The sequence below is a fragment of the Enterovibrio makurazakiensis genome (assembly GCF_050336585.1).
Taxonomy (GTDB): domain Bacteria; phylum Pseudomonadota; class Gammaproteobacteria; order Enterobacterales; family Vibrionaceae; genus Enterovibrio; species Enterovibrio gelatinilyticus.
Genome location: NZ_JAKJSE010000019.1, coordinates 24,994 through 49,784, shown reverse-complemented (window position 1 = coordinate 49,784; position 24,791 = coordinate 24,994). Strand labels below are relative to the sequence as shown.

The window sequence follows — 24,791 nt, the reverse complement described above, 5'->3', positions numbered from 1 at the left end:
ACGGGGCATTGCGTCAGTCGCACCTTTCTAATCCACTTTTGGATCACAAGCGAACAAAAAATCACCAATTAACGCCTTTTCACTGCCTTTTAATGCCTAACGCAGAACCAGCCACTTACCTCTAAAACACCAAAATGACTAAAAATGCGACATAATTCAATTTATATTCACTCGTTGCGTGATAGGTTAATAAGGATCGTATCTCTCTTGGAATACTCCAAGACTTGCCGACATCGGCTGGGCTGACACTTCTGTTGTCAGCCTTTTTCTTTTCTACCGACTTTTCACCATTCACATTCGAATACTCATACACTCTGCAATTTGAGACGCTAAATGTTCGAATTCACCCATATAATGCGCAATTAATGAGCGAACGCACATTTTGCAACGCATAGACTTCACGAAAACCGTTTCGCCATTAGAGTAAGTAAAGCGAGCTTGGCGCAAACATCAGAGCAAATCAGCATTCAAGAAACAATGACACACCACCTTGCCTAACACTGACCAAGTCGCACTATGCTTTTTAAAAAGGACCAATAGAGGACGCACCATGAGCACCGAGCAAAAATACGTTGTCGCATTAGATCAAGGAACCACCAGTTCTCGAGCCGTGATCCTTGACCACGACGCAAACATTGTCACGGTCGTCCAGCGGGAATTCCCTCAAATCTATCCTCAGTCAGGCTGGGTTGAACACGATCCGCTAGAAATATATGCCACACAAATGTCCACCTTGGTCGAAGCCGTCGGTAAAATGGGTATCCGCTCAGATGAAATTGCAGCCCTCGGCATCACTAACCAGCGTGAAACCACCATTGTGTGGAACCGTCATACTGGAAAACCCATCTACAATGCGATTGTCTGGCAGTGTCGCCGCACTGCACCTATCTGCGAACAGTTGAAATCCGATGGTTTTGAAGACTATATCCGAGAGAACACGGGCTTAGTGGTCGACCCCTACTTTTCAGGCACAAAAATCAAATGGATTTTGGATCATGTAGAGGGCGCCTATGAATTGGCTGAGAAGGGTGACCTGCTATTCGGTACCGTCGATACATGGCTGATTTGGAAAATGACCCAAGGCAAGGTACACGTTACCGACTATACCAACGCAAGTCGCACCATGCTGTTTAACATCAACACACTCGAATGGGATGAAACACTACTCAAAGCGCTAGGGATCCCTCGCGCCATGATGCCTGAAGTCAAATCCTCTTCTGAGGTATACGGCAAAGCCAACCTCGGCGGAAAAGGCGGCACACGAGTCCCAATAGCGGGTATTGCTGGCGATCAACAAGCCGCATTGTTTGGCCAAATGTGCGTAGAAGCCGGCCAGGCAAAAAACACCTACGGGACGGGCTGCTTTTTGCTCATGAATACCGGCAAAGAAAAAGTGACGTCTCACAATGGCCTCCTAACGACTCTCGCCTGTGGCCCCAAAGGTGACGTGGCCTACGCACTAGAAGGTGCTGTGTTTATGGGCGGCGCGTCGATTCAATGGCTACGTGATGAAATGCACTTAATCAAAGATGCCAAAGACTCCGAATACTTTGCCACCTCAGTGGATACCAGTAATGGCGTCTACGTCGTGCCCGCCTTCACGGGGCTCGGTGCACCGCATTGGGACCCTTATGCTCGAGGCACCATTGTTGGTATCACGCGTGGCGTCAATGCCAACCATATTATTCGCGCAACACTCGAAGGCATCGCCTACCAATCGCTAGATGTATTAACCGCAATGGAAGCCGATTCAGGCATCAAACTCGATTTTCTCAAAGTCGATGGTGGTGCAGTGGCCAACAACTTCCTTATGCAGTTCCAGTCTGACGTGCTTAACACCGAGGTACATCGCCCTAAAGTGACCGAAGTCACCGCATTAGGTTCAGCCTACTTAGCAGGTCTTGCCGTGGGGTTCTGGGGCAGCATTGACGAACTAAAAAACAAAGCAGAAATTGATCGATGCTTTAGCCCAAGTGATGACGACGGAAAACGAGATCGCCGACATCGCGGTTGGAAGCGTGCTGTTGAGTGCTCAAAAGGTTGGGAAGTCGACTAATCCCCACGCTAATGGTCTGACTTTGCATTGAAAAGGGGGCTTGCCCCTTTTTTCTTGCCACAAAAACGCAAACGTTTCCTTTTTGCATATGGTAGAATCCGCGCCGAGTTTTTTCGCTATCAGACAACGATGCTGATGGCTTTTGATTCCACAAAATAATGACACTGGAGATCGGATGAAACGCGATTTAGCGATGGCTTTTTCACGCGTCACAGAGGGCGCGGCACTGGCGGGTTACAAGTGGCTTGGCCGCGGTGACAAGAACGCAGCAGACGGTGCAGCAGTAGAAGTAATGCGTATTCTTCTGAACAAAACCGAAATCGAAGGTGAAATTGTTATTGGTGAAGGCGAGATCGACGATGCACCGATGCTATTCATTGGTGAAAAAGTCGGTTTAGGCGGTGATGCGGTTGATATTGCCGTCGATCCTATCGAAGGCACACGTATGACCGCGATGGGCCAATCCAATGCGCTAGCTGTGCTCGCAGCCGCCGAGAAAGGCAGCTTCTTAAAAGCACCAGACATGTACATGGAAAAACTGTGTGTGGGTCCTGAAGCAAAAGGCATCATCAACCTTGACCTGCCACTGCGTGACAACCTAATCAATGTTGCTAAGGCTTTGGGTAAATCACTGGATGAGCTGGTTGTAACTACGCTGGCAAAACCCCGCCACGATGACACCATCCGCGAAATGCAGGAAATGGGCGTGCGCGTTTTTGCCATCCCTGATGGTGACGTTGCTGCGTCTATCCTGACCTGTATGCCTGACAGCGAAGTTGACCTCATGTACGGCATTGGCGGCGCACCTGAGGGTGTTGTTTCTGCCGCGGTAATTCGCGCTTTAGGCGGTGACATGAATGGTCGTCTACTGCCACGCCACGAAGTGAAAGAAAACAACGAAGAAAACCGCCGCATGGGCGAGATTGAAATCGCGCGCTGTAAAGAAATGGGCATTGAAACCAATGTTTGCTTGAGCATGTCAGACATGGCCAGCAGCGACAATGTTATCTTCTCTGCTACTGGCATTACCAAAGGCGACCTATTGGAAGGCATTACCCGCAAGGGCAACATTGCCACCACCGAAACGCTATTGATCCGTGGTAAGTGCCGCACTATCCGTCGTATTAAGTCCATCCACTACATGGATCGTAAAGACGACGCAGTGAAAGCAATCATCCTATAATCATCGGTTTCCATTGATGCAGAAAAGCACGCCACGGCGTGCTTTTTTATTGCCTGTTTGCCCGCGATTTCGAGCGCCCAATTGCACTGCTTGGGAATCGAATTATGTTTCTTGTTTCAAGTTTGCCTTAACTGGCGGGCGCTTAAAGAGTGCGAGCAAAGGGATCAAAACAATGTAAGACACCATGATAAAACCGAACGAGTAAACAAACGCCAACAACGTCGATTGCTCATGCAATAATTGAGTCACAGAGGCAATGAAGCTTGGATCGGTCACCGTCACGCCCTGAGAGGCAGCAAGTTGCTGAACTGCCGGATTGTCCGGAGTCACTCCGCCGCCTAAGGCGTGCCATTCCTTCTGCTGAATTTGGCTAAAGTAGGTGTTCACGATAGAAATCCCAAACGAGCTACCCAAGGTTCGACAAAGATTGAAGACCACCGCCCCACCGACAGTGTTGTTCGGTGATAACGTGGCATACGCCAACTGGCTGAGCGGTGCAAACACCAATCCCATGCCAGCACCTTGAATGATGCTTGGCAACAATACCCAGTAAACATCAATGTCGAGCGAATAGCTCATCATCATGAAGCTACCGATACCATTGAGCACCAAACCCACGACAATCAGCATACGCGGGTCGAGCCGGTCGATAATGCGAGAAATCGATATCAGCACAATTGCAGAGGCAATACCACGCGGTGCCATCACGAAACCTGTCGTATCAACCGGATAATTCAGCAGTTGCTCTAACATCATCGGCTGCAATTGGGTGATGCCAAACATCCCCATCGAAAATCCCGTCATCACAATGCATGACAACAGCAAGTTTCGGTCTTTTAACAGCCACATAGGCGCAATATCGCCTTTGGTTTTAAACGATCGCAGCAAGAAAAACGCCCACGCTATCATGCTGATGATAAAGGCGAACAAAATCGTATTAGAGCTAAACCAACCATCTTGGTTGCCGCGCTCAAGCACCAGTTGCAGCAAACCAATACCAATCGCCATGCCAAATACCAGCGGCCAGTCCACCGAGGTTTTGTCTCGCCCATCGAGGCGAACAAATATCGCCAACAAACTCAAGCAAAGCAGCCCCACTGGCACATTGACATAAAATATCCAGCGCCAGTCCATGTGTTCGGTGATCACGCCGCCGACGGTGGGACCAAGAATGGGACCGAGCAATATGCCAACCGAGAACAATGCCATGGCCTTGCCGCGCTCCTCCGGCGGATAGATTTGGATCATGATGGATTGAGACAAAGGGATCACCGATGCCCCGAATGCGCCTTGAAGGATTCGAAACACGATCATTTCCGTTAATGAGTCAGCTTGCCCACACGCCGCTGACATCGCCATAAATCCAGCCACTGACACCAACAGCAAACGCCGAGAACCAAAGCGCAGGCTGAAATAACTCGCAAGCGGGATGAAAATCGCTTCAGCCATTGAGTAAGACGTTAGCACCCACGTCACCTGTTCAGACGTCACACCTAACGACCCCATCATATGCGGTAGCGACACATTAGCGATCGTCATGTCGAGCAACACCATGATGGCAGAAAGCATCACTGCCAACGTGATCATTAAACGTCCTGGCCCTGCTGGCAGCGGGCCATGTGCGCTAGGAACCTGCGCACTAGGAGCATGGGGGCTAGAACTTGAGGTGTTAAGGCTACTGGCTGTCATCGCCATTGCCTTCAGCGCGGTTCAATGTATCAATCGTAACCGTTGCGCTAGCGCCGACACGCAAGGGTCGTGTATTGCCCTCCGTTTTAATGCTTAAACGCACGGGAAAGCGCTGCGGCACTTTCACCCAGTTACCCGTAGCATTTTCGGGAGGAAGCAGGGAGAACGAAGAACCGCTCGCTGGAGATATCGCCTGAACAACGCCACTAAACGACGTATCGGAATACATATCCAAGACTATATTCGCCGTCATATCCGCGTCGATACGACCAATGTCATCTTCTTTGTAATTAGCCTCAACCCAGAATGAATCATCCTCTATCAATGGCATGAGCGCCTGACCGGGTGCAACCACACTTCCTGGACGAACTTTCACATCACCCAAGGTGCCCGACGTCGGCGCAACAATCGAGGTATACGAAAGGTTGAGCGATGCTTCAGATAATGCGGCGGCCGCTTGGCGCACGAGAGGTGCGGCAGAGCCAGAAGCGCCTTGCTCACTGATCAGCTGGGACATAGCGGCACGCGACGCATCCAAATTATTCTTGGCTGCGGCGAGTTCCGCTTTCAAATCACTGCCGGCTTGCTTTGGCAGCAACCCCTTTTCTACTAACGCCATATTGCGTCGATATTTGGCTTCCACATCCAGCAACTGCGCAGACGCTGCGCGAATACGGGCACTTGCACCCACAATCGCATCACTGGTTGCCTTGTTAGCTGCGGTCGCATTTTCATAAGCTGCTTGCGCCTGTTCAACACGCGCTTGATAAGCCGACGGGTCAATTCTGGCAATCACCGCACCCTTATCAACATGTTGAAAATCATCCACGTTCACTTCAATCAATTGACCGCTCACCTGCGGCGCAATGTATAAGATATTACCGTGTACGTAGGCATCATCTGTGCTGGGGTATTTCTCCTGATGACGAACGTAGAAATATGCAGCTGCGACCAATACGGCAGCAACCCCAACGAGGATGAAAACGTTACGAAAAGGAAAACCACGTTTTTCAGCCATGAAACCTCCCAGTAAACCCACAATGTGACCTACACACACAGGTCAAGTTGGGAGAGTCTAGTAACAGGCTTCAGCCTTTGCGGTCTCACAAGGCGTAACTCATCAAGTTTCTTATTCAGTTTTTAAAGTTGTGACAGTGCTTCTCACTTTAATGACACCCCAAACCAAGTGGTCTCTTCGTTGACCCTGACCCATGTTGGTTGCCAGCACCACCTTCACAGCTCTTGTAATTCTTAAGTAAAGATATTGCTTTATTTAGCGAGCTCGCTTCATAATGGAACGTAAAGCGAACAAATGAGATCACGATGAAAACAGTCGACAAAATCCTGCACAAGATAAAACGCGAAGGGGCAATCAGTGCGCGCGTATTGGCCGATGAAATGGGCATGACGACCATGGGAATTCGCCAACATCTTCAAACTATGGAAGATGATGGTCTGCTGGATTTTAGTGATATTCGCGTCAAAGTTGGCCGCCCGACTCGCCATTGGTCGTTGACCGCCGAAGGCCACCGTCGATTTGCTGACAGCCATGGCGACCTCGCGATATCAGTGATTGAATCAGTGGAAAGTTTGTTTGGCGAATCAGGACTCACCAAGGTGATTCAGCAACGAGAAGAAAAGACGTTGCAACAATATCGCGATGCGCTCAAAGATTGCCATAATTTAAAGGCTAAACTTGAAACCTTGGCTTATCTTAGAGAGAAAGAAGGTTATATGGCAGAGCTTCAGGAAACCGAAACAGGCTTCCTGCTAGTCGAGAATCATTGCCCTATCTGTCAGGCCGCGAAGCGATGCCCAGCCTTATGCAAATCTGAAAAGCATATTTTTCAAACTGTGCTTGGCGACGAGTATGAGGTCACGCGAGACGAACACATCATAAAGGGACAACGCCGTTGCACTTATAACGTTCAACACAAAAGCTAACACGCGTCATCCCGATAACTATTTTGCTAAAGGAGTGTGTATGTCGACTTGGATCAAAGCGGAAGTCATTGAAAACAGACGCTGGAATAAAGATCTTTTCAGCCTAACGCTGGACGCCGACGTCGCGCCGTTTGCAGCAGGTCAATTTGCCAAGTTGGGCCTAGAGATCGATGGAAAGCTCATTCAGCGTGCATACTCCTATGTCAATCCACCCAGCAGTAAATACCTAGAGATCTATGCCACCCGAGTGGCTGATGGGCTTCTCTCTCCTCGCCTTCATGAGCTGGAGGCAGGCGATACCGTCATGATCACCAAAGAGGCAACTGGCTTTTTCACGCTTGACGACATTCCAGAGAGCGAACATTTGTGGATGATATCAACTGGCACGGCGCTAGGCCCTTTCTTGTCTATCTTACAAGAACAGGAAGTGTGGCAGCGGTTTCGAAAAGTGGTGCTGATCCATGCTGTGCGATTCTCAGCAGACCTGAGTTACCAAGCTGAAATAAATGCGCTGAAGAAAAAGCACAGCGATCAGATATTGGTGCAACCATTTGTAAGCAGAGAGCCCACTGCAGGCGCCTTATCAGGGCGTATAACCCATGCTTTGGAAGACGGAATGCTAGAGCGAGTCGTCGGTTTACCGCTCTCGCCAGAAAAAAGCCACGTTATGTTGTGTGGCAACCCTCAAATGGTAAAAGATGTACGAGCACTGCTCCAACTCAAAGGGCTAGAAAAACACCTTCGTCGTAAGCCGGGGCACATTACCACAGAGCAGTACTGGTAAGCCCAGCAACGGATTCCCTGTTCGATATCATCTCTCGAAGCTCTCATTGCCAGAGGCCGCGATTGACGGTCAACAATGAGAGATTCAGCAAAAAACACCTCATTACTCTTCCCCGCAATCGCCAACAGCACTTTTTACATACATGACTCATTATTGAGACATAAAAATACCGCATGTCGTGTTTTCTCTCCCTATCAAACAATTACCTGTATCAAACTAAAAACACACCAAACCCCACGAACAAGAACGTCTCACTTATGAGTCATTGGTGTGATTGATCGCTCAATTTTTAACCGTATAGTCAAAGGCAAGTCATGCGCAGCCAAAGGAGTAATGCCATGAAAACTCTGCCTTCATTTGATGAATTAAAAGCATTAGCGGAATCCAACCCGCAGGCACTAGAAGCGCTAAGAATTGAGATGAGCGAAGAGATCATCGAAAGTGCAAACGAAAGCATGCAACCACAATTGCGTGCCCAAATGAGCCACATTAATCGTGTGATAAGTTCAGGAAAAAATCCTAACCATGTTAATGCGTTATTGATGAAAGAACTGATGCGTCAGTTTGATCGTTTTGCTACGGCCGTCAATGACCCTTCAGCTTTAACTGAGCGAAGCGCAACCGTCACTACATTGCAACCGAAGCGCGACAGAGAAACTGTTGCCGTGGAGGGATAACTCAGTCTTTACGCGGTGGCTTATTGCCACCGCCTCTTTTTTACATGCCTGATGCAGCAGGCTCAACATGTTGCAGCCTTCTCGCTTCAATAAACCGTGTTTTATTCTTTTGTTGCCTTGGCATACCAGCGCCTGTCCATGTCTCGCACATCCACCGTTAAACTGGCGACTTCCGTCCCGTGCTGTTTGAGAACATCGAGAAACGCGTGGCTCAGGTTATGTTTCTGTTTTTCGTCACGCCCATCAAGTAACCACAAGGTCACATGAATAAAGTTTTCTTGGTTGTCATTTTCCCCGACTAACCATTCGTGACTGGCGTAGGCGCGAGATTTAACATCTGCCGCCCCAAACTCCCCACTGCCTATCGCAGTTTGATGTAAGTCTTCTAGCAATTGACCAATATTGACCCGCTCTGATACCGGATCACTGTACTCCATGACAATATGGGGCATAACTTGCTCCTTGTTACGATATTGAGCCACTTTACCCCAGCATTTCGGACGATTGTTACTGTGATGAGGAAATCTGACCTCAGATCACACCTTGCCAATACCTGATTTTCACGCCAATCCGAAAATTTATAACGAAAATTTGTTACTCAAAGGTTCACATTTCGGCGTAAAACGCGTAAAAACGATGGCATTTATGATTTTGAGCAGGAAATGCTGACAGGTCTGCTGTTATCGTTCCCAGCAATTGATTTTGATAATTGGATTACGGAGAAATTCCTATGCGCCGTCCACTAGTAATGGGTAACTGGAAACTTAACGGTAACAAGACAATGGTAGCTGAGCTTATCAAAGGTCTTGAAGCTGAACTTAATGGTGTAGAAGGTGTTGATGTTGCTATCGCGCCACCTGTTATGTACTTGGATCTGGCAGAGCAACTGCTAGGTAAAGCGGAAAGCAAAATCATTTTGGGTGCACAGAACGTTGACGTTAATCTAAGCGGCGCGTTCACTGGCGATATCTCTCCTGATATGCTGAAAGACTTCGGTGCAACTCACATCATCATCGGTCACTCAGAGCGTCGTGAATACCACGAAGAGTCTGACGAGTTCGTTGCTAAGAAATTTGCATTCCTAAAAGAGAATGGCCTAGTTCCTGTTCTTTGTATTGGTGAGTCTGATGCACAAAACGAAGCAGGCGAGACCGTTGCCGTATGTGCTCGTCAACTTGACGCAGTGATCAACACCCAAGGCGTTGAAGCACTGAACGGCGCAGTTATCGCGTACGAACCAATCTGGGCTATCGGCACGGGCAAAGCAGCAACGGCAGACGACGCACAGCGCATCCACGCAGCAATTCGCGCGCACATCGCTGAAAAGAGCGAAGAAGTGGCGAAGAACGTTGTTATCCAATACGGCGGTTCTGTTAAGCCTGAAAACGCTGAAGCATACTTCGCACAACCAGACATCGATGGTGCATTGGTTGGTGGCGCAGCATTGATCGCTGACAGCTTTGCAGCTATCGCTAAAGCGGCAGCAAAAGCGAAAAACTAATTTCGATTAGTCACACGTTATTCAAGAAAAGGAGAAGCCTCGGCTTCTCCTTTTTTGTTTGTCGCTTTATCCCTACTAACCAGCCAAGGTATACTGCGTTTTTCCCCAACGCACGGTCTCTGAACATCATGTTCCACATTGTCCTTCACGAACCTCAAATCGCTCCCAACACTGGTAATATCATCCGACTCGCAGCCAACACGGGTTGTAAGCTCCATCTGATTGAGCCACTTGGATTTGATTTTGAAGAGAAGAAACTGCGCCGTGCCGGGCTAGATTACCACGACTTAACCAACGTCACCCGCTACCCTAACTATCAAGCATTTCTTGATGCCATGTTTGCTGATGAAGCATCGCCCGATCACGCGTCTGAGCGCCGTATTTTTGCCTGTACCACAAAAGGCAGCCGTCCACATTCTGACGTAACTTATCAAGCGGGAGACATATTCCTATTTGGCTCGGAAACCTGTGGGTTGCCAGATAGTATTCGAGATGCCTTTTCACCTGACCATCGCATTCGCGTGCCAATGATGCCTGATAGCCGAAGCCTGAACTTATCGAATTCAGTGTCAATTATCTGCTATGAAGCATGGCGACAGCTTGGTTTTGATGGTGGTCTATAGGCATAAAAAAAGCAGGCTAGCCTGCTTTTTTTAATCTGAAATTAGCGTTCCGACCTTGATAGCAACGCATTAGCGTTAATCTTTCATTACGCCGTTTTTCCCGTAGATACTTGAAGAGCATTCGATATCTGATTGAGCAGCGATGTGGCCTCAACAAGACGCTCAACTTCCGTCGCGCTTTGCGCTGCCATTTCACTGATGTGGTTTACATTCACGTTAATTTCTTCCACCACACCACTTTGTTGTTCCGCTGCACTGGCCACCAGCATATTCATGTCGGTCACTTCAGATGTTGCATTGCCAGCCTGTGACAGCAGTGTGGAGGATTCTTGCGAAAGCTTGAGTGTCTGGTCGCCCATTTCACAACTCTTTTGCATGGTTTCAACCGCTTCCTTGGTCACACTACTCAACTGCACAATCATGGTTTCGATTTCTGATGTTGAATCATGGGTACGTTGTGCGAGACTGCGCACCTCATCAGCAACAACCGCAAAGCCACGGCCTTGTTCTCCAGCCCGTGCCGCCTCAATCGCCGCATTTAGCGCCAGTAAATTGGTTTGCTCAGCAATACCCTTGATCACATCGAGTACCGAGGTAATGTTTCCGCTGTTTTTCTCAAGCTCAGTCAACGCAACACTACTGAGGTTCAAACTTTCGATCAGCGAGTTGGTTTGTTTCATCGACTCTTGGTTGATACGCATACTCTCGGCTGACTGTTGCGATGCACTCTCTGTTGCCACTTGCGTTTGTGTCGCGTTGTTTGAAATCTCTTGCGCGGTTGCTGACATCTCATTGACCGCCGTTGCCACTTGGGTAATCTCACCACTCTGGGCATCTGAGTTACGCTTTACTGCCTGTGCCGCGGTGTTTAGCATCTCAACCGCTTCGCCCACTTCGCTCGCCACTTTCGCCAACATGCTATTTGTACTCTTACGCGTACCTTCCATGTTCTTTTGTAGTTCACCAATAATGCCAGGCTCATCAACGACCCCTGCATGACTGAAATCCCCTCCGGCTTGGACAGCTAGCGCATCAGACACCTTCGTGAGCCCCGCATAAATACGGTTAAGGATGATCTTCGACATAATGAGCGCCACGAGCAATGCCACTATTACGGAAGAGATCACGACAATCTCTAGTATCACAGCTTTTTCTTCGATATCTATGACAGCTTTTTCCGTGAATTTACCGACGTCAGTCAACAAGCTATCAACCATTTTGGTGGTGGTTTCAGCCTCTTCACCTACCACTGCGTCAAGTAATTCCGCTTCGTGATAGTGCTTGCCTTCGAGCTCTATAAAGACGTCTGCAACATGAACCATCCATTTTGAGTGCAATGCGACGGCATCATTGAGCTTATTATCTGCGACTTTAAATGCCGTTTTCTCTTCCTCTGTGCCAGAAGCTATCCCGTCAGCCAGTAGCGCTTGAATCTTTTTTTTGTCCTTATCGACTTTCTCTCCTAGCTCATAGAAATAGGCTTTTTCTTTGGCATAATTAGCTTCAGCGTTAGGCTCTTGTCCTACTTCAATAGCATATCGAAAAGCCTTGTTATAATGAACACGTTGCTCTAATTGGTGCTCAGTAGCTCGACTGATAGCGGCTAATACCGGAATGTCACGAAGTGCTACCCCCTGCACATGGCTTTCAATATAAGCCAATTTATAGAAAACAAAGGCACCCACTATGATTTGAATACCGCACACTAAAGCAACAAACATGTTCAATCGCTGCTTTATGGTTATTGGTGAAGCCATGGCTCATCTCTCCCTTCGCAACCCAAAGCGCCAAGCATGGCGCTGAGTCAAAATACAATTGCAAATTGCCTTAGGATAAGATTAGCCGCTCAAGTCGAAAATGAGACACTACTCAGTAACATTTCTTTTAATTAATAACCTGTCACATTTCTCACTCACGTCAATGTGAGCGAAAACGTCAGTCTAATCGTCAGTCCACCGTTGTGATTTATCGATGCCTGCGCAGAACCATTATGCTGCCTTACTGCGCTATCTGTGATCGCCAGCCCCAACCCTGTACCGCCACTCGCGCGATCACGGGCTGTCGATACACGATAAAAGGGTCTGAAGATATCAACGAGCATTTCCTCTGGGACGCCCTCACCATCATCAGTCACCATCACTTCTAATGATGTTCCTGTCACTGACATCGTCACATCTATTTGATGATTGGCATATTTTATGGCGTTTCTCACCACGTTTTCCAATGCACTGCAGAGCAATGGCCCATTACCTTCAATGTTTGCTTCGGGTATCGCGCCATAGGTTAGGTGCTTGCCACACTGCTCTGCTTCAAATTCAGCGTCTTCCAACAAGGTCTGCCAAAGCTCTAATAAGGAGTAAACATCGCGTTCGGCGTGACTGTTGATTTGCATGCGCGACAAAGACAACAAATCCGCAATCATTTTTTCCATACGCTCCGCTTCTGTATCAATGCGCGTGAGATTATCGCTTTGTCCTTGCTTACGAATCGCTAGTGCATTCGCCATGCGAAGGCGGGTCAATGGAGAGCGCAGCTCGTGAGAAATATCGGACAACAATCGTTGCTGTCCGCTGATCATTTGATTCAGCGCCGTCACCATTTGGTTGAAACTGGCCCCTGCTTGATGGAATTCGCGCGGGCCTTTTTCTAAATCAGGATCCGTTTCAAAACGCCCTTGTGCGACACGTTCAGCCGCAGCCTGTAAACGACGTGCTGGCCTAGTCACTGCCCAAGCCAGCCACAACAGCAATGGGGTACTCACTAACATGGTAACCAACAGCAATTGGAAAGGCCTGTCCAAGATCCGAACATAAAATGGTGGGGATTCTCGCCACATCTTGCCCACGTACATCAACGCTTGTTGGTTGTTATCTTCAATGGTAAATGGGCCTGCTAGCATCCAACGCCCATAAAGGCGTTGCATAGGTTCGTCTGGATCATCCGCGAGCGTCACAAAGTTTTTTAACGCGCGGCTACTGCCGTGATGACCTCGCCCGAGCATTTCTCCATCCACACTGGTGAAGTAGAGTTTAATCGAACCTCTTTCTGGTTGTTTTCGCTGAAAATTTTTCAGCTTTTGTTGAAAAGAACCATGCCCACTGGTGATTTTTGCAGACACCGCTTCCGCAATTTTCGCGTATTCGGCTTTTGCACTGGCTGGCAAGTCATGCTGTTGCCTAGGGTCGCTGTGTTGTGCCAWTAATACGGCAATAAGCACCAGCATGAGCGTGAGCCAAAAAATAGCAAAGATACGGCCATAAAGGCTTTTTATGGTCGGCAGCTTCATTATGCCTCCACCAGCAAATAACCACGCCCACGCAAGGTTTTAATGCGTGGTTTACCGTCTTCGCGCTCCGGTAATTTCTTACGAATGTTGGATATGTGCATATCGATAGCGCGATCAAATGGCGCGAGTCGTTTACCCAAGACATTCAAGCTGATATCCGCTTTTGCCACAATGGAACCAGGCTGTCTGACCAAATACGTCAGCAACGCCGTTTCCGTGCCCGTCAGGTCAATCAGCTGTTGCTGGCAATACACTTCCATCTTTCCGGGGAAAATCTCGATATCTTGATATTCCAATTTTTCCTGCGTGTCGTCACTGCGTTTGTCGTCGTGGTTTTTGCCTGTACGACGCAAAATCGCGCGCATTCGCGCCAGCAACTCTCTGTCGCTGAAAGGCTTAGGAAGGTAATCATCCGCGCCCAGTTCCAGCCCCATCACTCGGTCGATCTCTTCGCCTTTCGCGGTAAGCATAAGCACAGGAGTCTCCCAGCTTTCACGCAAACGACGCAGCGTCTCCATCCCGTTCAACACAGGCATCATGACGTCCAATAACACCAAATCAATGCTGTCATTGATTTGTTCTAACCCTTGCTGACCATTATTCGCTATATCGACCTCATAACCTTCTAGCTCCAAAAGGTCGCTTAGTAAGCTAGTGAGTTCAGTGTCATCGTCAATCAAAAGGATTTTGCTCATGGTACGCGCCCGTATATAGGTTGATGGGTCTAGTATCTGCCAATCATGTCAGGGACGCCATGAGTAAACATCAGGTTTACCTCCCTTTACATTGCTTTACGCTCCATGAACACCGGTTTACGTCTGGACCAGTAAAGTGAACACATCAACACGAAACACCCAAACCAAATAACAAATCCCAAGCAAATAGCTTGGAAATAAACCGGAGAGAACATCATGAAATTATCAAAACGCATTGTTGCCACTGTTATCGCACTTCCACTAATGATGGGTTCAATGTCAGCGATGGCATTTGGTGGTAAACACCACAATGGCGACGGCATGCATGGTGGAAAAGGCATGATGGGTAAACATCTGCTGCGTGGTATCGACTTAACTGACGAGCAAAAAGACGAGCTAAAAGCACTGCGTGAACAAAGCCGCGATGCGATGAAAGCGAACAAAGGTGAGATGAAAGCTGGCATGATGGCTGACCGTCAAGAGATGCAGGCACTGCTGCTATCAGACAATTTTGACGAATCACAAATTCGCGTATTGGCAGAAAAAATGGCTGACCAACAAGTTGAACGCCGAGTGGCAATGATGAAACGCCAACATGAGATGCTGAATATCCTTACACCAGAACAAAAAGAGGAAGTAAAAGCGAACATGGAAAAAATGGCGGAGCGTCATCAAGAACGCATGAAAAAACACCACTGATCACTGACATCCACTGAGATTCATTGATTCCTCCCTTCATGCCGACATTTGTCGGCATGTCGCATTTCCCTCTTGGTCAGCCGAACAATCCAATAACAAAAACGTTATACTCTCTCCACTTACTCTTAGTTGTACGTGCACATGACTGAAAAATACGCCCGCTTAGTTCAGATGGCCGCATGGGCGGCAACCATTACCGCATCATTTCTTTTGCTGATGAAACTGGGAACCTGGTGGTATACCGGCTCTGTCAGCTTACTGGCATCGCTAGTCGATTCCCTAATTGATTTACTCGCCTCCATTACCAACCTTATTGTGGTGCGTTATGCGCTCCAACCCGCGGATGAAGAACACCGTTTTGGTCACGGTAAAGCCGAATCTCTTGCTGCTCTAGCTCAAGCCGCATTCATCGTAGGTTCTGCCTGTTTCTTGCTTCTCAATGGCGTTGAGCGACTATTTAAACCCACGGAGCTTTTTCACCCTGAAGCTGGGGTCGTAATGAGTGGTATTGCCACCGTGATCACGGCAGGCCTAGTCTTATTCCAAAAATGGGTCGTGCGACAAACGGGCAGTCAGGCCATCGCAGCAGACTCTCTGCATTACCAGTCTGATTTATACATGAACATTGCCATCATCGTGGCGCTAGGTTTAGCTTGGTATGGCTTCCCGATGGCAGATGCTATCTTTGCGATTGGTATTGGCATATTCATTCTTATCAGCGCGTTCAAAATGGCCAACGAAGCAGTTCAAGCGCTCCTTGACCATCAACTTCCCGTTGAAGATCAAGAAAAAATCATGCTACTGGCGTCAACCGTTTCAGGTGTGGAAGGTGTTCATGACCTTCGTACACGACAGGCTGGGGCGACGCGCTTTATCCAGCTTCACCTCGAACTCGACGACGACTTAAAACTGGTCGATGCCCACGTCATTGCCGATGAGGTTGAGGACCGATTAGAAATCGCGTTCCCTGGCGCAGATATCCTTATCCACCAAGATCCAATATCAGTGGTAGGAAAAATCCCTCGTGAGCAAAATTAATACACGAAAAACAAAGAACATTTGCAACGCTTAGTGATATTAATCAACGAAAATACGTAGTGAAATTGTAATAGTCTTTCATAAGTAGGAAAGTTACAGTTTCAAAGACGTTGCCAGCAAGATAAACTGGCACGTCAATGCATGCTGAGACATACCCGCGTTACCTGATAAGACTTTTCAACGAAAAGCAGGGTGCAGATTCGCGGTCTTAACATGCGAAAATGGATTTGAAATTTCAATTCCCAAAGTCAGAGGGTAACCATGGTTAGTAAAATTGGTGTTTTGACCAGTGGCGGTGACGCCCCGGGTATGAATGCAGCCATCCGCGGTGTTGTGCGTGCGGCATTGAGCGAAGGCATTGAAGTGTGCGGTATTTATGACGGCTACCAAGGCCTTCACCAGAACCGTATCGAAAAACTGAACCGCACTAGCGTTTCAGACATGATCAACCGAGGCGGAACTTTCCTCGGTTCTGCGCGCTTCCCTGAATTTAAAGAAGAGAAAGTGCGCGAGCAAGCCATCCAGAACATGAAGATGCACGGCATCGAAGCGCTGGTTGTGATCGGCGGTGACGGTTCATACATGGGTGCGAAAAAGCTGACTGAAATGGGTTTCCCATGTATCGGTCTGCCAGGCACGATTGATAATGATATCCCAGGCACTGACTACACCATCGGTTATTTAACAGCACTGAACACCGTTGTTGAAGCTATCGACCGTCTACGTGATACATCTTCTTCTCACCAACGTATTTCTATCGTTGAAGTGATGGGTCGCCACTGTGGTGATTTGACACTGATGGCTTCGATTGCTGGCGGCTGTGAGTACTTCATCACACCAGAAATCGGCTTAGATAAAGAGAACCTGATCTCTAAAATCAAAGAAGGTATCTACAAAGGTAAGAAACACGCAATCATCGCGATCACCGAGCTAATGACTGACACCAACGAGTTGGCGAAGTACATTGAAGCAGAAACGGGTCGTGAAACGCGCGCTACCATTCTAGGTCACATTCAACGCGGCGGTCAGCCTCGTGCATTCGACCGTATTCTTGCGTCTCGCATGGGTGCATTCGCGGTTGATCTACTGATCCAAGGTGAAGGTGGTCGTTGTGTTGGTATCCAGCATGAACAACTTGTTCATCACGATATCATCGATGCTATCGAAAATATGCGTCGCCCGTTCCGTCAAGACTTGTACGACGTTGCGAACAAATTGTTCTGATCACTAGACAGACCAAACAAAAACGGAGCCTAAGGGCTCCGTTTTTTTATTCTGTTTCCGTGGTGTCTTCTCGGTTTCACACACTCAGAGGCTGAAAGACGGGAGCTAGATACCATCGCCTTCAATAAATTCTGAACTGCTAATGTTCTGGTCCATGTCGAACGAAGGCGTTTCGCTGCTTGGTGTACCAATAATCTTCGCAGGTACGCCCGCGGCAGTGGTATGGGGAGGCACAGGAATAAGAACGACAGAACACGCTGCAATTTTCGCCCCTTCGCCCACTTCAATGTTACCCAGTACTTTCGCGCCCGCGCCAATCATGACACCGGTACGAATTTTCGGGTGACGATCACCGCCTTCTTTGCCCGTTCCGCCTAACGTCACGTCCTGAAGAATAGAAACATCATCTTCAACAACGGCGGTTTCACCGATGACAATACCTGTTGCGTGGTCAAACATGATGCCACGACCAATACAGGCCGCAGGGTGAACATCAACCTGACACGCCACAGAGATTTGGTTTTGCAGGTATACCGCTAACTCACGGCGACCTTTATACCAAAGCCAGTTCGCCACACGAAAGCCTTGTAAAGCGTGGAAGCCTTTCAAATACAAAAGCGGGGTCGAGTAAAGCTCAATCGCGGGATCGCGCTCCACGGTCGCGCAAATATCGCACGCTGCCGACGCAACAATGCTGCTGTCGCCTGCATAGGCTTCTTCCACCACTTCACGCACTGCCATGGCTGGCATGCTCGGCGTGGCAAGCTTGTTGGCAAGGATATAACTGAGTGCTGCAGCTAACGTGTCGTGCTTAATGATGGTGGCATGGAAAAAGCTCGCCAGCATTGGCTCACGCTCTGTCTGCTCTTTTGCTTCACGCTTAATGGCCTTCCAGACTTTTTCTTGCTGGCATTTTTTATCACGGCCTTCACCACACATCCTTTGCATCTTGGTACCTTTTACCCTGCTACTTGTCTTGTCATCAATCTCATGGATTCACGAGATTGTCAGTGTGACATAGATATACAAACAACCCAATATTGAAACCGTCTGCGAAAAGCCTCTTTGGCACCACGATTCTCACGATGCATGCCACTCGTCGCAAAAACAAAAAACGCGAGAAGAGTTCCCGCGTTTTTAAGACTCAATAATAGTAATACGTTAAATATCGCTATTCAGATGTTCTCTGACGCGCTAACAAATCTTGCGCCGCCAAGCGTGCATCTTTGTTTTCGTACAGCACCTGATAGATTTGCTCTACGATCGGCATTTCCACGCCAACACGTTTCGCCAAAACACGGACTTCTTTGGTATTACGATAGCCTTCAACGACCTGACCGATTTCAGTTTGCGCTTCATCTACGCCTTGGCCTTTACCTAACGCCAAACCAAAACGGCGGTTGCGAGATTGGTTATCAGTACAAGTTAGCACTAGATCGCCCAAGCCCGCCATGCCCATAAAGGTTTCACGTTCGGCACCCAAGGCAACGCCTAAGCGAGTTAACTCGGCAAGACCTCGCGTGATCAATGCCGTACGCGCATTCGCTCCAAAGCCAATGCCATCCGACATGCCCGCGCCAATCGCGATGACGTTCTTCACTGCACCACCAAGCTGCATACCGACAAAATCACTGTTGCCATAAACACGGAAAGTGCGGCTACAGTGAATCTTCTCTTGCAGATCAGCGACAAACTCGCCGTTAGGTGACGCTACCGAAATCGCGGTTGGCATACCTGCTGCCAACTCTTTCGCAAACGTTGGCCCAGATAACACCGCCAACGGTATATCATCACCGAGCTGCTCTTTGGCAACATCTTGAAGTAACCGACCCGTTTCAGGCTCCAATCCTTTCGTTGCCCAGCAAATTCGTTGGTCATCACGAAGAAAAGGTTTTACCTGAGCCAATACCATGCCAAATACATGACTCGGCACCACGACCAAAATGTCGCGCGAGGCTTGAACCGCCTCTTGCAGATCCGCACTTAAAATCAATGAGTCTGGAAAGGCGACACCCGGCAGAAACGCTTCATTAGAACGATCTATTTCCAACTGCGCCATATGCGCCGCTTCATGGCCCCACAAGACGACATTCGCGCCGTTTCGAGCCAAAGAAATGGCCAGCGAGGTGCCGTATGAGCCTGCGCCCAATACGGTCATGGCAACATTTGCCATCGCATGAGTGGCTTGGGTATTTTCTGTCATTGGTGTCGACCCTTTTCGCGACGCTTATGCGTCAGCGTTTTCAGTGTTTTGCGTTTGGTTTTGCAGGTAGTTCATGAACAATGCGTCAAAGTTAACTGGCGCAAGGTTTAGTTGTGGGAACGTACCTTTTACCACCAAGCTTGAAATAGTTTCACGAGCGTACGGGAACAAGATGTTCGGGCAGAATGCGCCTAGGCAATGTGCCAATTGCGGAGCTTCCATACCATCAACGCTGAAGATACCGCCTTGTTGAACTTCACACAGGAAGCCATTTTCTTCGCCGTTTTTCACGGTCACAGTCAAACGAAGTACCACTTCGTAAACGCCTTCACCTAGTTCACGGCTTTGCGTGTCTAGATCTAGGTTTACATCAGGGTTCCACTCTTGCTGAAACACGTCTGGAGAGTTTGGCGCTTCAAAAGACACGTCTTTCAGGAAGATACGTTGAATCGCAAAGTTTTGTGCTTGTTGGTTGGTTGCTGCTTCAGCCATAGTGATAAATCCTTGTTAAATAAACCAATGCGTTCTCGCATTCTAAAATAATTCAGGCAGCCTTTGAGAGCTGCCTGTCGTATAGCTCACTGGTTAGCGTTACTTTTTCTTCTTGTTACGAACCAATGGCAGATTCGCTTCATTCCACGAAATCAAACCATCTTTCAGTACGCTAACATTCTCAAACCCAGCTTTTGTCAGCAAATTCGCGCTTTCAATTGCAGTCTGGCCTGTCTTACATACCAGAATGATTGGGTCAGATTTGTGTTTTTCAATCTCACCGTAAGTTTCGGCTTTAATGTCTTTCGCCAAAACGTGAAGTGCGCCAGCAATATGACCTGCGCGATACTCATCACGGCTACGGATATCAACAAACACACCATTTTCACGGTTTACCATCACGGTGGCATCATTTGGTGTGACGATGCGGTACGACGCGGTTTTCTGTTTGATCACAGAGACAACCAGTGCAACGACCAGACCTACCCACACCAGTGACAAAATCAAGTTACTTTGGACAAATTCAATTAACTGCTGCATAGCTCGCTTCTACATTCATGTCGGCAAAAAAATCGACCCCGAGTATAACCTCCCGCGCCCGCAAGTACAGCATGGGCTTGGATTTCCATGCCCTTGCTCACTGGTAACAAAGCGCAAAAATTTGAAATTAATCACACTCACCCACATTTATTGATTATTCGATCATCAACTGAGCGTGCAGCATGAAGATAGGGCATTTGCTGACCAAAAGCTGTTGACTTACTACAACTATTTTCCCGTTCTTGCTCACCAGCACGTATTACTCAGGTGAGAGCACTAAGAGACACACCAGAAGATACGTGAGCTAACCACTTGGCATTACAAATTTTGTTGATATTTTAGCGAAAAAGTTTGCCTACTGCTTAACCAACAAAATGTAGTAAAGTTACGCTAATTGTTTTTCTATTTTAAACATTGAAATCGACATAAAGAGGACACCGTATGTCTGCTAAGAAGCCTTTGGCACTTGTTATTCTGGATGGATGGGGTTATCGCGAAGATAACAGTGATAACGCCATTGCTAACGCTAACACACCCGTTCTTGATGGTTTGATGGCGGGTACCAGCACACTGATCTCAGCATCAGGCATGGATGTTGGTTTGCCAGACGGCCAAATGGGCAACTCTGAAGTTGGTCACACCAACATTGGCGCGGGTCGTATCGTTTACCAAGACCTTACTCGCATTACTAAAGCGATTTCTGATGGCGAGTTTTTCGATAACGCCGTTCTGACTGGCGCTGTAGACAAGGCTGTTAAAGCAGGCAAAGCCGTCCATATCATGGGCCTTATGTCACCTGGCGGCGTGCATAGCCACGAAGATCATATCGCTGCGGCAGTTGAGTTGGCGGTTCAGCGTGGCGCTGAAAACGTATACCTACATTGCTTCCTTGATGGTCGTGATACACCACCACGCAGTGCGAAAAACTCTCTGGCTCGTTTTGACGAGTTGTTTGCGAAACTGGGTAAAGGCCGCACCGCGTCTATCGTGGGTCGCTATTACGCTATGGACCGCGATAACAACTGGGATCGCGTTGAAAAAGCTTACGACCTACTCACTGAAGCAAAGGGTGATTTCACTTTCGCCTCTTCTGTAGAAGCGCTTGAAGCAGCATACGCACGTGAAGAAAACGATGAATTCGTTAAAGCCTCAGAAATCCGTGCTGAAGGCCAGCCTGTTGCGTCTATCAATGACGGTGACAGCCTGATTTTCATGAACTTCCGTGCTGACCGTGCGCGTCAAATCGCTCGTACCTTCCTGCCTACCTTTGACGGTTTCAACCGTTCAAAAGTCGCAGAATTGTCAGATTTCGTGATGCTGACTGAATACGCATCAGACATCGACGCTTCTTGCGCTTACCCGTCAGACAACCTAGTGAATACATTGGGTGAATGGCTATCGAAAGAAGGCAAAACACAGCTTCGTATTTCTGAAACAGAAAAATACGCACACGTGACCTTCTTCTTCAATGGTGGTGCTGAAGACGCATTTGAGGGCGAAGAGCGCTCACTCGTTGCTTCTCCTAAAGTGGCAACCTACGATCTTCAGCCAGAAATGAGCTCAGAAGAACTGACCGACAAACTGGTTGCAGCGATTAAGAGTGGCAAGTTTGACCAAATCATCTGTAACTACCCGAATGGCGACATGGTTGGCCACACTGGTGTTTACGATGCGGCAGTGAAAGCATGTGAAGCGGTTGATAGCTGTATCGCACGCGTCGTTGAAGCGATTAAAGAAGTTGACGGTCAATTGCTGATCACCGCTGACCACGGTAATGCTGAAATGATGATCGACCCTGAAACGGGCGGCATCCACACAGCTCACACCAATTTACCGGTACCATTGATCTACGTGGGTAGCAAAAACATTGAGTTGGTTGAAGGCGGCAAGCTGTCTGATCTCGCACCAACCATGCTGTCTCTGTCTGATGTGACTATCCCATCAGACATGACAGGCAAACCACTTTACGTTCAAAAGTAATCGAGGCTCGCTAAATACCCCTTCGGTATTTAACGAATAGAAGCGCCGAGGCGAAAGGTAGCAATACCTTTTCCTCGGCGCTTTTTTATGGTGTATCGCCTGCTTCCAGTTAACGCTGTCAGTTTCACAAACTGTTTGAATTAAAAGCACTAATATTGACTGTATTTCTTCACGTTCTTGCGACGCTGAGACACTCTCAATAGTGCAGACCCCATATCAGGTTGATATACTGCAACACATGTTAGGAATAAATTTGCGCCTACTTAAAACATTGCGCGCCAGTGCTTTATGCACTGGCGCTTTGCTATGCCTGCTTATCTCACCGTTATCCACCGCCAGTGATGAACAACTCTCGGGCGTTAAAAATGAGATTTCTCGTCAAGAGCAACAACTGAGCAGCAGCAATAAAAAGCTAAACTCCCTTCAAACTGCATTGAAGAAACAAGAACAATCCATCAGTGGCTTGGCGAAACAAATCCGAACCTCCAACGCGACACTGTCGACCCTGCAACAAGATATCGCGTTATTGAATAAAGAAAGCCAACGCCTAGAGCAGCTCAAATTGGGGCAAATGGAATTGTTGAAGGAATTGCTCAACAGCCAATATCGCCAAGGCGAACACAATCAACTCAATGCCATATTGAGTGGGCAAGACACCAACCAATTAGACCGTATGACGGTTTATGCCGAACGCCTATCTAAAGCACGCACCGATGCCATCAATGAATTAGCCGCGACAGATACTGAGTTGCAGCTAAAACGCCACACATTGACTGAGCAAACTGAAAAGCAAAAAATGGTGCTGGCATCCTTGCAGGCAGATAAATCCGCATTGGAAAAAGAACAACGCGCACAGAAAAAAACCGCCAATGCTATTCAACGTCAAATTAGCAGCGATAAGTCCTACCTGACTGAATTGAAAGACAACGAAAAACGCCTGAAAGTCGAATTGGAAAAATCTGCCGAATTGGCGCGTGTTGCAGCCGAACAAGCCAAAGTCAAAATGGATGGGCTGGGTAAGTACAAAGGCAAACTGCAATGGCCAGTAAAAGGCAAAGTGCTTCATAGCTATGGCAGTGCGCAAAGCGGTCAACTTCGCTGGAACGGCATGGTCATTTCCGCCAAAGAAGGAACGGAAGTGAAAGCCGCCCATGATGGCACCGTTGTGCTCTCAAACTGGCTGCGTGGCTACGGTTTGATGGTGGTCATTGACCATGGCAAAGGTGACATGAGCTTCTATGGCTACAACCAAGCTTTGCTCCGAAACGTGGGCGAAACAGTAAAAGCAGGCGATCCAGTGGCGCTTGTCGGCAACAGTGGCGGTCAGGCTTTCTCTGGCCTCTACTTTGAAATTCGGCGCAAAGGTAACGCCACCAACCCTAGCCCCTGGTTAGGCCGGTAAACACGGAAGGTTACAGATGCAAAGGATTGTTACTGTCACCACCCTACTCTTACTTCTTCTGGCACCGACTGTGGCTGCCAAGCCCAAACTCGCACTGATTATTGATGATCTCGGCTATGACTTGATGCCGAGAGACATCGCGAAACTGCCCAGTGAAATCAGCGTATCCGTGATCCCTTTTACCGAATTCGATACCGCAGTGGCGTTAACTGCACTCAGTCAGCAACGCGAGATCTTGCTTCATTTGCCCATGCAAAGCGCTCCACACGCCCCATCAGAGCCTAATCAACTCACGCTTGATATGGACAAAGTAGAAATGCAGAACGCCATATTAGAAGCGCTATATCGTGTTCCTCATGCAGTGGCAGTAAACAATCACATGGGGAGTTTGCTCACGCAGCACAAAGAGCCCATGCATTGGATCATGGAAACGCTTCATACCAAACAGCTCGGCTTTATTGATAGCCGCACCACGCCAAGCACCGTCGCGCAAAAAATCGCAAAACAGCACGGATTAGCCAACAACCGTCGTCATGTTTTTCTTGATCACCTGCAAACGGAAGATTTCATCCTCCAGCAGCTTGAGCTAGCAATCCAGCAGGCCAACCATCGTGGAGTTGCGGTGGTAATTGCCCATCCGCTACCCATCACACTCGACACCCTGCAAAAAGCCCTTCCAGCTCTCCAAGAGCAAGTGGATTTAATTCCTATTTCTCAGGCGCTAGTGCACAAATAGTGATAAAAAAACCCGCCGAAGCGGGTTTGTTAAAGCGTT

23 protein-coding genes are annotated in these 24,791 nt (G+C 48.2%); 13 read left to right on the top strand and 10 right to left on the bottom strand.

From position 1 onward, the window contains the following. The first annotated feature begins 550 nt into the window (after positions 1-550). Together glpK and glpX are read left to right on the top strand one after the other, a co-directional pair. The gene (glpK, locus tag L4D06_RS15070; RefSeq protein WP_429740302.1) at positions 551-2,056 is read left to right on the top strand and encodes a glycerol kinase GlpK; all 1,506 of its coding nucleotides are present in this window, start codon (positions 551-553) and stop codon (positions 2,054-2,056) included. A 175-nt stretch (positions 2,057-2,231) separates the two neighbouring features. Next, complete coding sequence (glpX, locus tag L4D06_RS15065) at positions 2,232-3,239, top strand: class II fructose-bisphosphatase (protein ID WP_429740300.1); 1,008 nt, start codon at positions 2,232-2,234, stop codon at positions 3,237-3,239. Positions 3,240-3,341: 102 nt separating this feature from the next. Here the strand turns inward: glpX and L4D06_RS15060 are convergent, their stop codons facing one another. Together L4D06_RS15060 and L4D06_RS15055 are read right to left on the bottom strand one after the other, a co-directional pair. Next, entirely contained in the window at positions 3,342-4,826 is a 1,485-nt protein-coding gene (locus L4D06_RS15060; RefSeq protein WP_274164496.1) for a DHA2 family efflux MFS transporter permease subunit, read from the bottom strand. Positions 4,827-4,914: 88 nt separating this feature from the next. Beyond that, complete coding sequence (locus tag L4D06_RS15055; protein WP_274164477.1) at positions 4,915-5,946, bottom strand: HlyD family secretion protein; 1,032 nt, start codon at positions 5,944-5,946, stop codon at positions 4,915-4,917. A gap of 305 nt (positions 5,947-6,251) precedes the next feature. Between L4D06_RS15055 and L4D06_RS15050 the strand changes: the two genes are divergently transcribed. The 3 genes from L4D06_RS15050 to L4D06_RS15040 all read left to right on the top strand — a co-directional run bounded on the left by L4D06_RS15050 (position 6,252) and on the right by L4D06_RS15040 (position 8,333). Further along, positions 6,252-6,872 (top strand): helix-turn-helix transcriptional regulator, encoded by a 621-nt coding sequence (locus tag L4D06_RS15050; RefSeq protein ID WP_274164476.1) that lies wholly within the window; start codon positions 6,252-6,254, stop codon positions 6,870-6,872. Positions 6,873-6,912: 40 nt separating this feature from the next. Then, positions 6,913-7,656 carry a ferredoxin--NADP reductase gene (locus L4D06_RS15045; protein WP_429740297.1) on the top strand — a complete coding sequence of 248 codons (744 nt, stop codon included), beginning with the start codon at positions 6,913-6,915 and terminating at the stop codon, positions 7,654-7,656. A 338-nt stretch (positions 7,657-7,994) separates the two neighbouring features. After that, on the top strand, positions 7,995-8,333 hold the full coding sequence (locus tag L4D06_RS15040) for a DUF3135 domain-containing protein (RefSeq protein WP_274164474.1): 339 nt from the start codon (positions 7,995-7,997) through the stop codon (positions 8,331-8,333). A gap of 101 nt (positions 8,334-8,434) precedes the next feature. Here L4D06_RS15040 and L4D06_RS15035 read toward each other — a convergent pair whose 3' ends face one another. Next, a complete protein-coding gene (locus L4D06_RS15035) occupies positions 8,435-8,785 on the bottom strand; it encodes a 5-carboxymethyl-2-hydroxymuconate Delta-isomerase (protein ID WP_274164473.1) in 351 nt (116 codons plus the stop codon). 278 nt (positions 8,786-9,063) lie between these two features. On the opposite strand from L4D06_RS15035, the gene tpiA reads away from it, so the two are divergent. Further along, positions 9,064-9,834 carry a triose-phosphate isomerase gene (gene tpiA / locus L4D06_RS15030; RefSeq protein WP_274164472.1) on the top strand — a complete coding sequence of 257 codons (771 nt, stop codon included), beginning with the start codon at positions 9,064-9,066 and terminating at the stop codon, positions 9,832-9,834. Positions 9,835-9,962: 128 nt separating this feature from the next. Further along, positions 9,963-10,457 (top strand): tRNA (cytidine(34)-2'-O)-methyltransferase, encoded by a 495-nt coding sequence (locus tag L4D06_RS15025; RefSeq protein WP_274164471.1) that lies wholly within the window; start codon positions 9,963-9,965, stop codon positions 10,455-10,457. Between the two features lie 86 nt (positions 10,458-10,543). Here the strand turns inward: L4D06_RS15025 and L4D06_RS15020 are convergent, their stop codons facing one another. The 3 genes from L4D06_RS15020 to L4D06_RS15010 all read right to left on the bottom strand — a co-directional run bounded on the left by L4D06_RS15020 (position 10,544) and on the right by L4D06_RS15010 (position 14,438). Continuing rightward, a complete protein-coding gene (locus L4D06_RS15020) occupies positions 10,544-12,214 on the bottom strand; it encodes a methyl-accepting chemotaxis protein (RefSeq protein WP_429740294.1) in 1,671 nt (556 codons plus the stop codon). 155 nt (positions 12,215-12,369) lie between these two features. Further along, positions 12,370-13,743, bottom strand: a complete 1,374-nt coding sequence (cpxA, locus tag L4D06_RS15015; protein ID WP_429740292.1) for an envelope stress sensor histidine kinase CpxA — start codon at positions 13,741-13,743, stop codon at positions 12,370-12,372. Then, a complete protein-coding gene (locus L4D06_RS15010) occupies positions 13,743-14,438 on the bottom strand; it encodes a response regulator (protein WP_274164468.1) in 696 nt (231 codons plus the stop codon). The genes cpxA and L4D06_RS15010 overlap by 1 nt, the downstream gene beginning before the upstream one ends. Positions 14,439-14,654: 216 nt before the next feature. Between L4D06_RS15010 and L4D06_RS15005 the strand changes: the two genes are divergently transcribed. The 3 genes from L4D06_RS15005 to pfkA all read left to right on the top strand — a co-directional run bounded on the left by L4D06_RS15005 (position 14,655) and on the right by pfkA (position 17,399). After that, positions 14,655-15,137: a CpxP family protein gene (locus L4D06_RS15005; RefSeq protein ID WP_274164467.1), complete on the top strand. Its 483-nt coding sequence runs from the start codon at positions 14,655-14,657 to the stop codon at positions 15,135-15,137. Positions 15,138-15,278: 141 nt separating this feature from the next. Next, positions 15,279-16,175, top strand: a complete 897-nt coding sequence (fieF, locus tag L4D06_RS15000) for a CDF family cation-efflux transporter FieF (protein WP_274164466.1) — start codon at positions 15,279-15,281, stop codon at positions 16,173-16,175. A gap of 261 nt (positions 16,176-16,436) precedes the next feature. Beyond that, positions 16,437-17,399, top strand: coding sequence for a 6-phosphofructokinase (gene pfkA, locus L4D06_RS14995; RefSeq protein ID WP_017009551.1), 963 nt, complete (start codon positions 16,437-16,439; stop codon positions 17,397-17,399). A gap of 105 nt (positions 17,400-17,504) precedes the next feature. Here the strand turns inward: pfkA and cysE are convergent, their stop codons facing one another. From cysE to L4D06_RS14975, 4 genes are all read right to left on the bottom strand, one after another. Beyond that, entirely contained in the window at positions 17,505-18,347 is an 843-nt protein-coding gene (cysE, locus tag L4D06_RS14990; protein ID WP_429740289.1) for a serine O-acetyltransferase, read from the bottom strand. 223 nt (positions 18,348-18,570) lie between these two features. Further along, positions 18,571-19,602 carry an NAD(P)H-dependent glycerol-3-phosphate dehydrogenase gene (gene gpsA, locus L4D06_RS14985; RefSeq protein WP_429740287.1) on the bottom strand — a complete coding sequence of 344 codons (1,032 nt, stop codon included), beginning with the start codon at positions 19,600-19,602 and terminating at the stop codon, positions 18,571-18,573. Positions 19,603-19,626: 24 nt separating this feature from the next. After that, positions 19,627-20,094, bottom strand: coding sequence for a protein-export chaperone SecB (gene secB, locus L4D06_RS14980; RefSeq protein WP_274164463.1), 468 nt, complete (start codon positions 20,092-20,094; stop codon positions 19,627-19,629). A gap of 99 nt (positions 20,095-20,193) precedes the next feature. After that, complete coding sequence (locus L4D06_RS14975; RefSeq protein WP_274164462.1) at positions 20,194-20,634, bottom strand: rhodanese-like domain-containing protein; 441 nt, start codon at positions 20,632-20,634, stop codon at positions 20,194-20,196. A gap of 441 nt (positions 20,635-21,075) precedes the next feature. Between L4D06_RS14975 and gpmM the strand changes: the two genes are divergently transcribed. From gpmM to L4D06_RS14960, 3 genes are all read left to right on the top strand, one after another. Further along, the gene (gene gpmM / locus L4D06_RS14970) at positions 21,076-22,614 is read left to right on the top strand and encodes a 2,3-bisphosphoglycerate-independent phosphoglycerate mutase (protein ID WP_429740285.1); all 1,539 of its coding nucleotides are present in this window, start codon (positions 21,076-21,078) and stop codon (positions 22,612-22,614) included. A 238-nt stretch (positions 22,615-22,852) separates the two neighbouring features. Further along, a complete protein-coding gene (locus L4D06_RS14965; RefSeq protein ID WP_429740283.1) occupies positions 22,853-24,016 on the top strand; it encodes a peptidoglycan DD-metalloendopeptidase family protein in 1,164 nt (387 codons plus the stop codon). Between the two features lie 16 nt (positions 24,017-24,032). Next, a complete protein-coding gene (locus L4D06_RS14960) occupies positions 24,033-24,752 on the top strand; it encodes a divergent polysaccharide deacetylase family protein (RefSeq protein ID WP_429740281.1) in 720 nt (239 codons plus the stop codon). Positions 24,753-24,791 lie beyond the last annotated feature (39 nt).

Coding starts and splice junctions, on each gene's coding strand:
- glpK (WP_429740302.1), top strand. CDS start 551: ATGAGCACCGAGCAAAAATACGTTGTCGCATTAGATCAAGGAACCACC.
- glpX (WP_429740300.1), top strand. CDS start 2,232: ATGAAACGCGATTTAGCGATGGCTTTTTCACGCGTCACAGAGGGCGCG.
- L4D06_RS15060 (WP_274164496.1), bottom strand. CDS start 4,826: ATGATCACGTTGGCAGTGATGCTTTCTGCCATCATGGTGTTGCTCGAC.
- L4D06_RS15055 (WP_274164477.1), bottom strand. CDS start 5,946: ATGGCTGAAAAACGTGGTTTTCCTTTTCGTAACGTTTTCATCCTCGTT.
- L4D06_RS15050 (WP_274164476.1), top strand. CDS start 6,252: ATGAAAACAGTCGACAAAATCCTGCACAAGATAAAACGCGAAGGGGCA.
- L4D06_RS15045 (WP_429740297.1), top strand. CDS start 6,913: ATGTCGACTTGGATCAAAGCGGAAGTCATTGAAAACAGACGCTGGAAT.
- L4D06_RS15040 (WP_274164474.1), top strand. CDS start 7,995: ATGAAAACTCTGCCTTCATTTGATGAATTAAAAGCATTAGCGGAATCC.
- L4D06_RS15035 (WP_274164473.1), bottom strand. CDS start 8,785: ATGCCCCATATTGTCATGGAGTACAGTGATCCGGTATCAGAGCGGGTC.
- tpiA (WP_274164472.1), top strand. CDS start 9,064: ATGCGCCGTCCACTAGTAATGGGTAACTGGAAACTTAACGGTAACAAG.
- L4D06_RS15025 (WP_274164471.1), top strand. CDS start 9,963: ATGTTCCACATTGTCCTTCACGAACCTCAAATCGCTCCCAACACTGGT.
- L4D06_RS15020 (WP_429740294.1), bottom strand. CDS start 12,214: ATGGCTTCACCAATAACCATAAAGCAGCGATTGAACATGTTTGTTGCT.
- L4D06_RS15010 (WP_274164468.1), bottom strand. CDS start 14,438: ATGAGCAAAATCCTTTTGATTGACGATGACACTGAACTCACTAGCTTA.
- L4D06_RS15005 (WP_274164467.1), top strand. CDS start 14,655: ATGAAATTATCAAAACGCATTGTTGCCACTGTTATCGCACTTCCACTA.
- fieF (WP_274164466.1), top strand. CDS start 15,279: ATGACTGAAAAATACGCCCGCTTAGTTCAGATGGCCGCATGGGCGGCA.
- pfkA (WP_017009551.1), top strand. CDS start 16,437: ATGGTTAGTAAAATTGGTGTTTTGACCAGTGGCGGTGACGCCCCGGGT.
- cysE (WP_429740289.1), bottom strand. CDS start 18,347: ATGCAAAGGATGTGTGGTGAAGGCCGTGATAAAAAATGCCAGCAAGAA.
- gpsA (WP_429740287.1), bottom strand. CDS start 19,602: ATGACAGAAAATACCCAAGCCACTCATGCGATGGCAAATGTTGCCATG.
- secB (WP_274164463.1), bottom strand. CDS start 20,094: ATGGCTGAAGCAGCAACCAACCAACAAGCACAAAACTTTGCGATTCAA.
- L4D06_RS14975 (WP_274164462.1), bottom strand. CDS start 20,634: ATGCAGCAGTTAATTGAATTTGTCCAAAGTAACTTGATTTTGTCACTG.
- gpmM (WP_429740285.1), top strand. CDS start 21,076: ATGTCTGCTAAGAAGCCTTTGGCACTTGTTATTCTGGATGGATGGGGT.
- L4D06_RS14965 (WP_429740283.1), top strand. CDS start 22,853: ATGTTAGGAATAAATTTGCGCCTACTTAAAACATTGCGCGCCAGTGCT.
- L4D06_RS14960 (WP_429740281.1), top strand. CDS start 24,033: ATGCAAAGGATTGTTACTGTCACCACCCTACTCTTACTTCTTCTGGCA.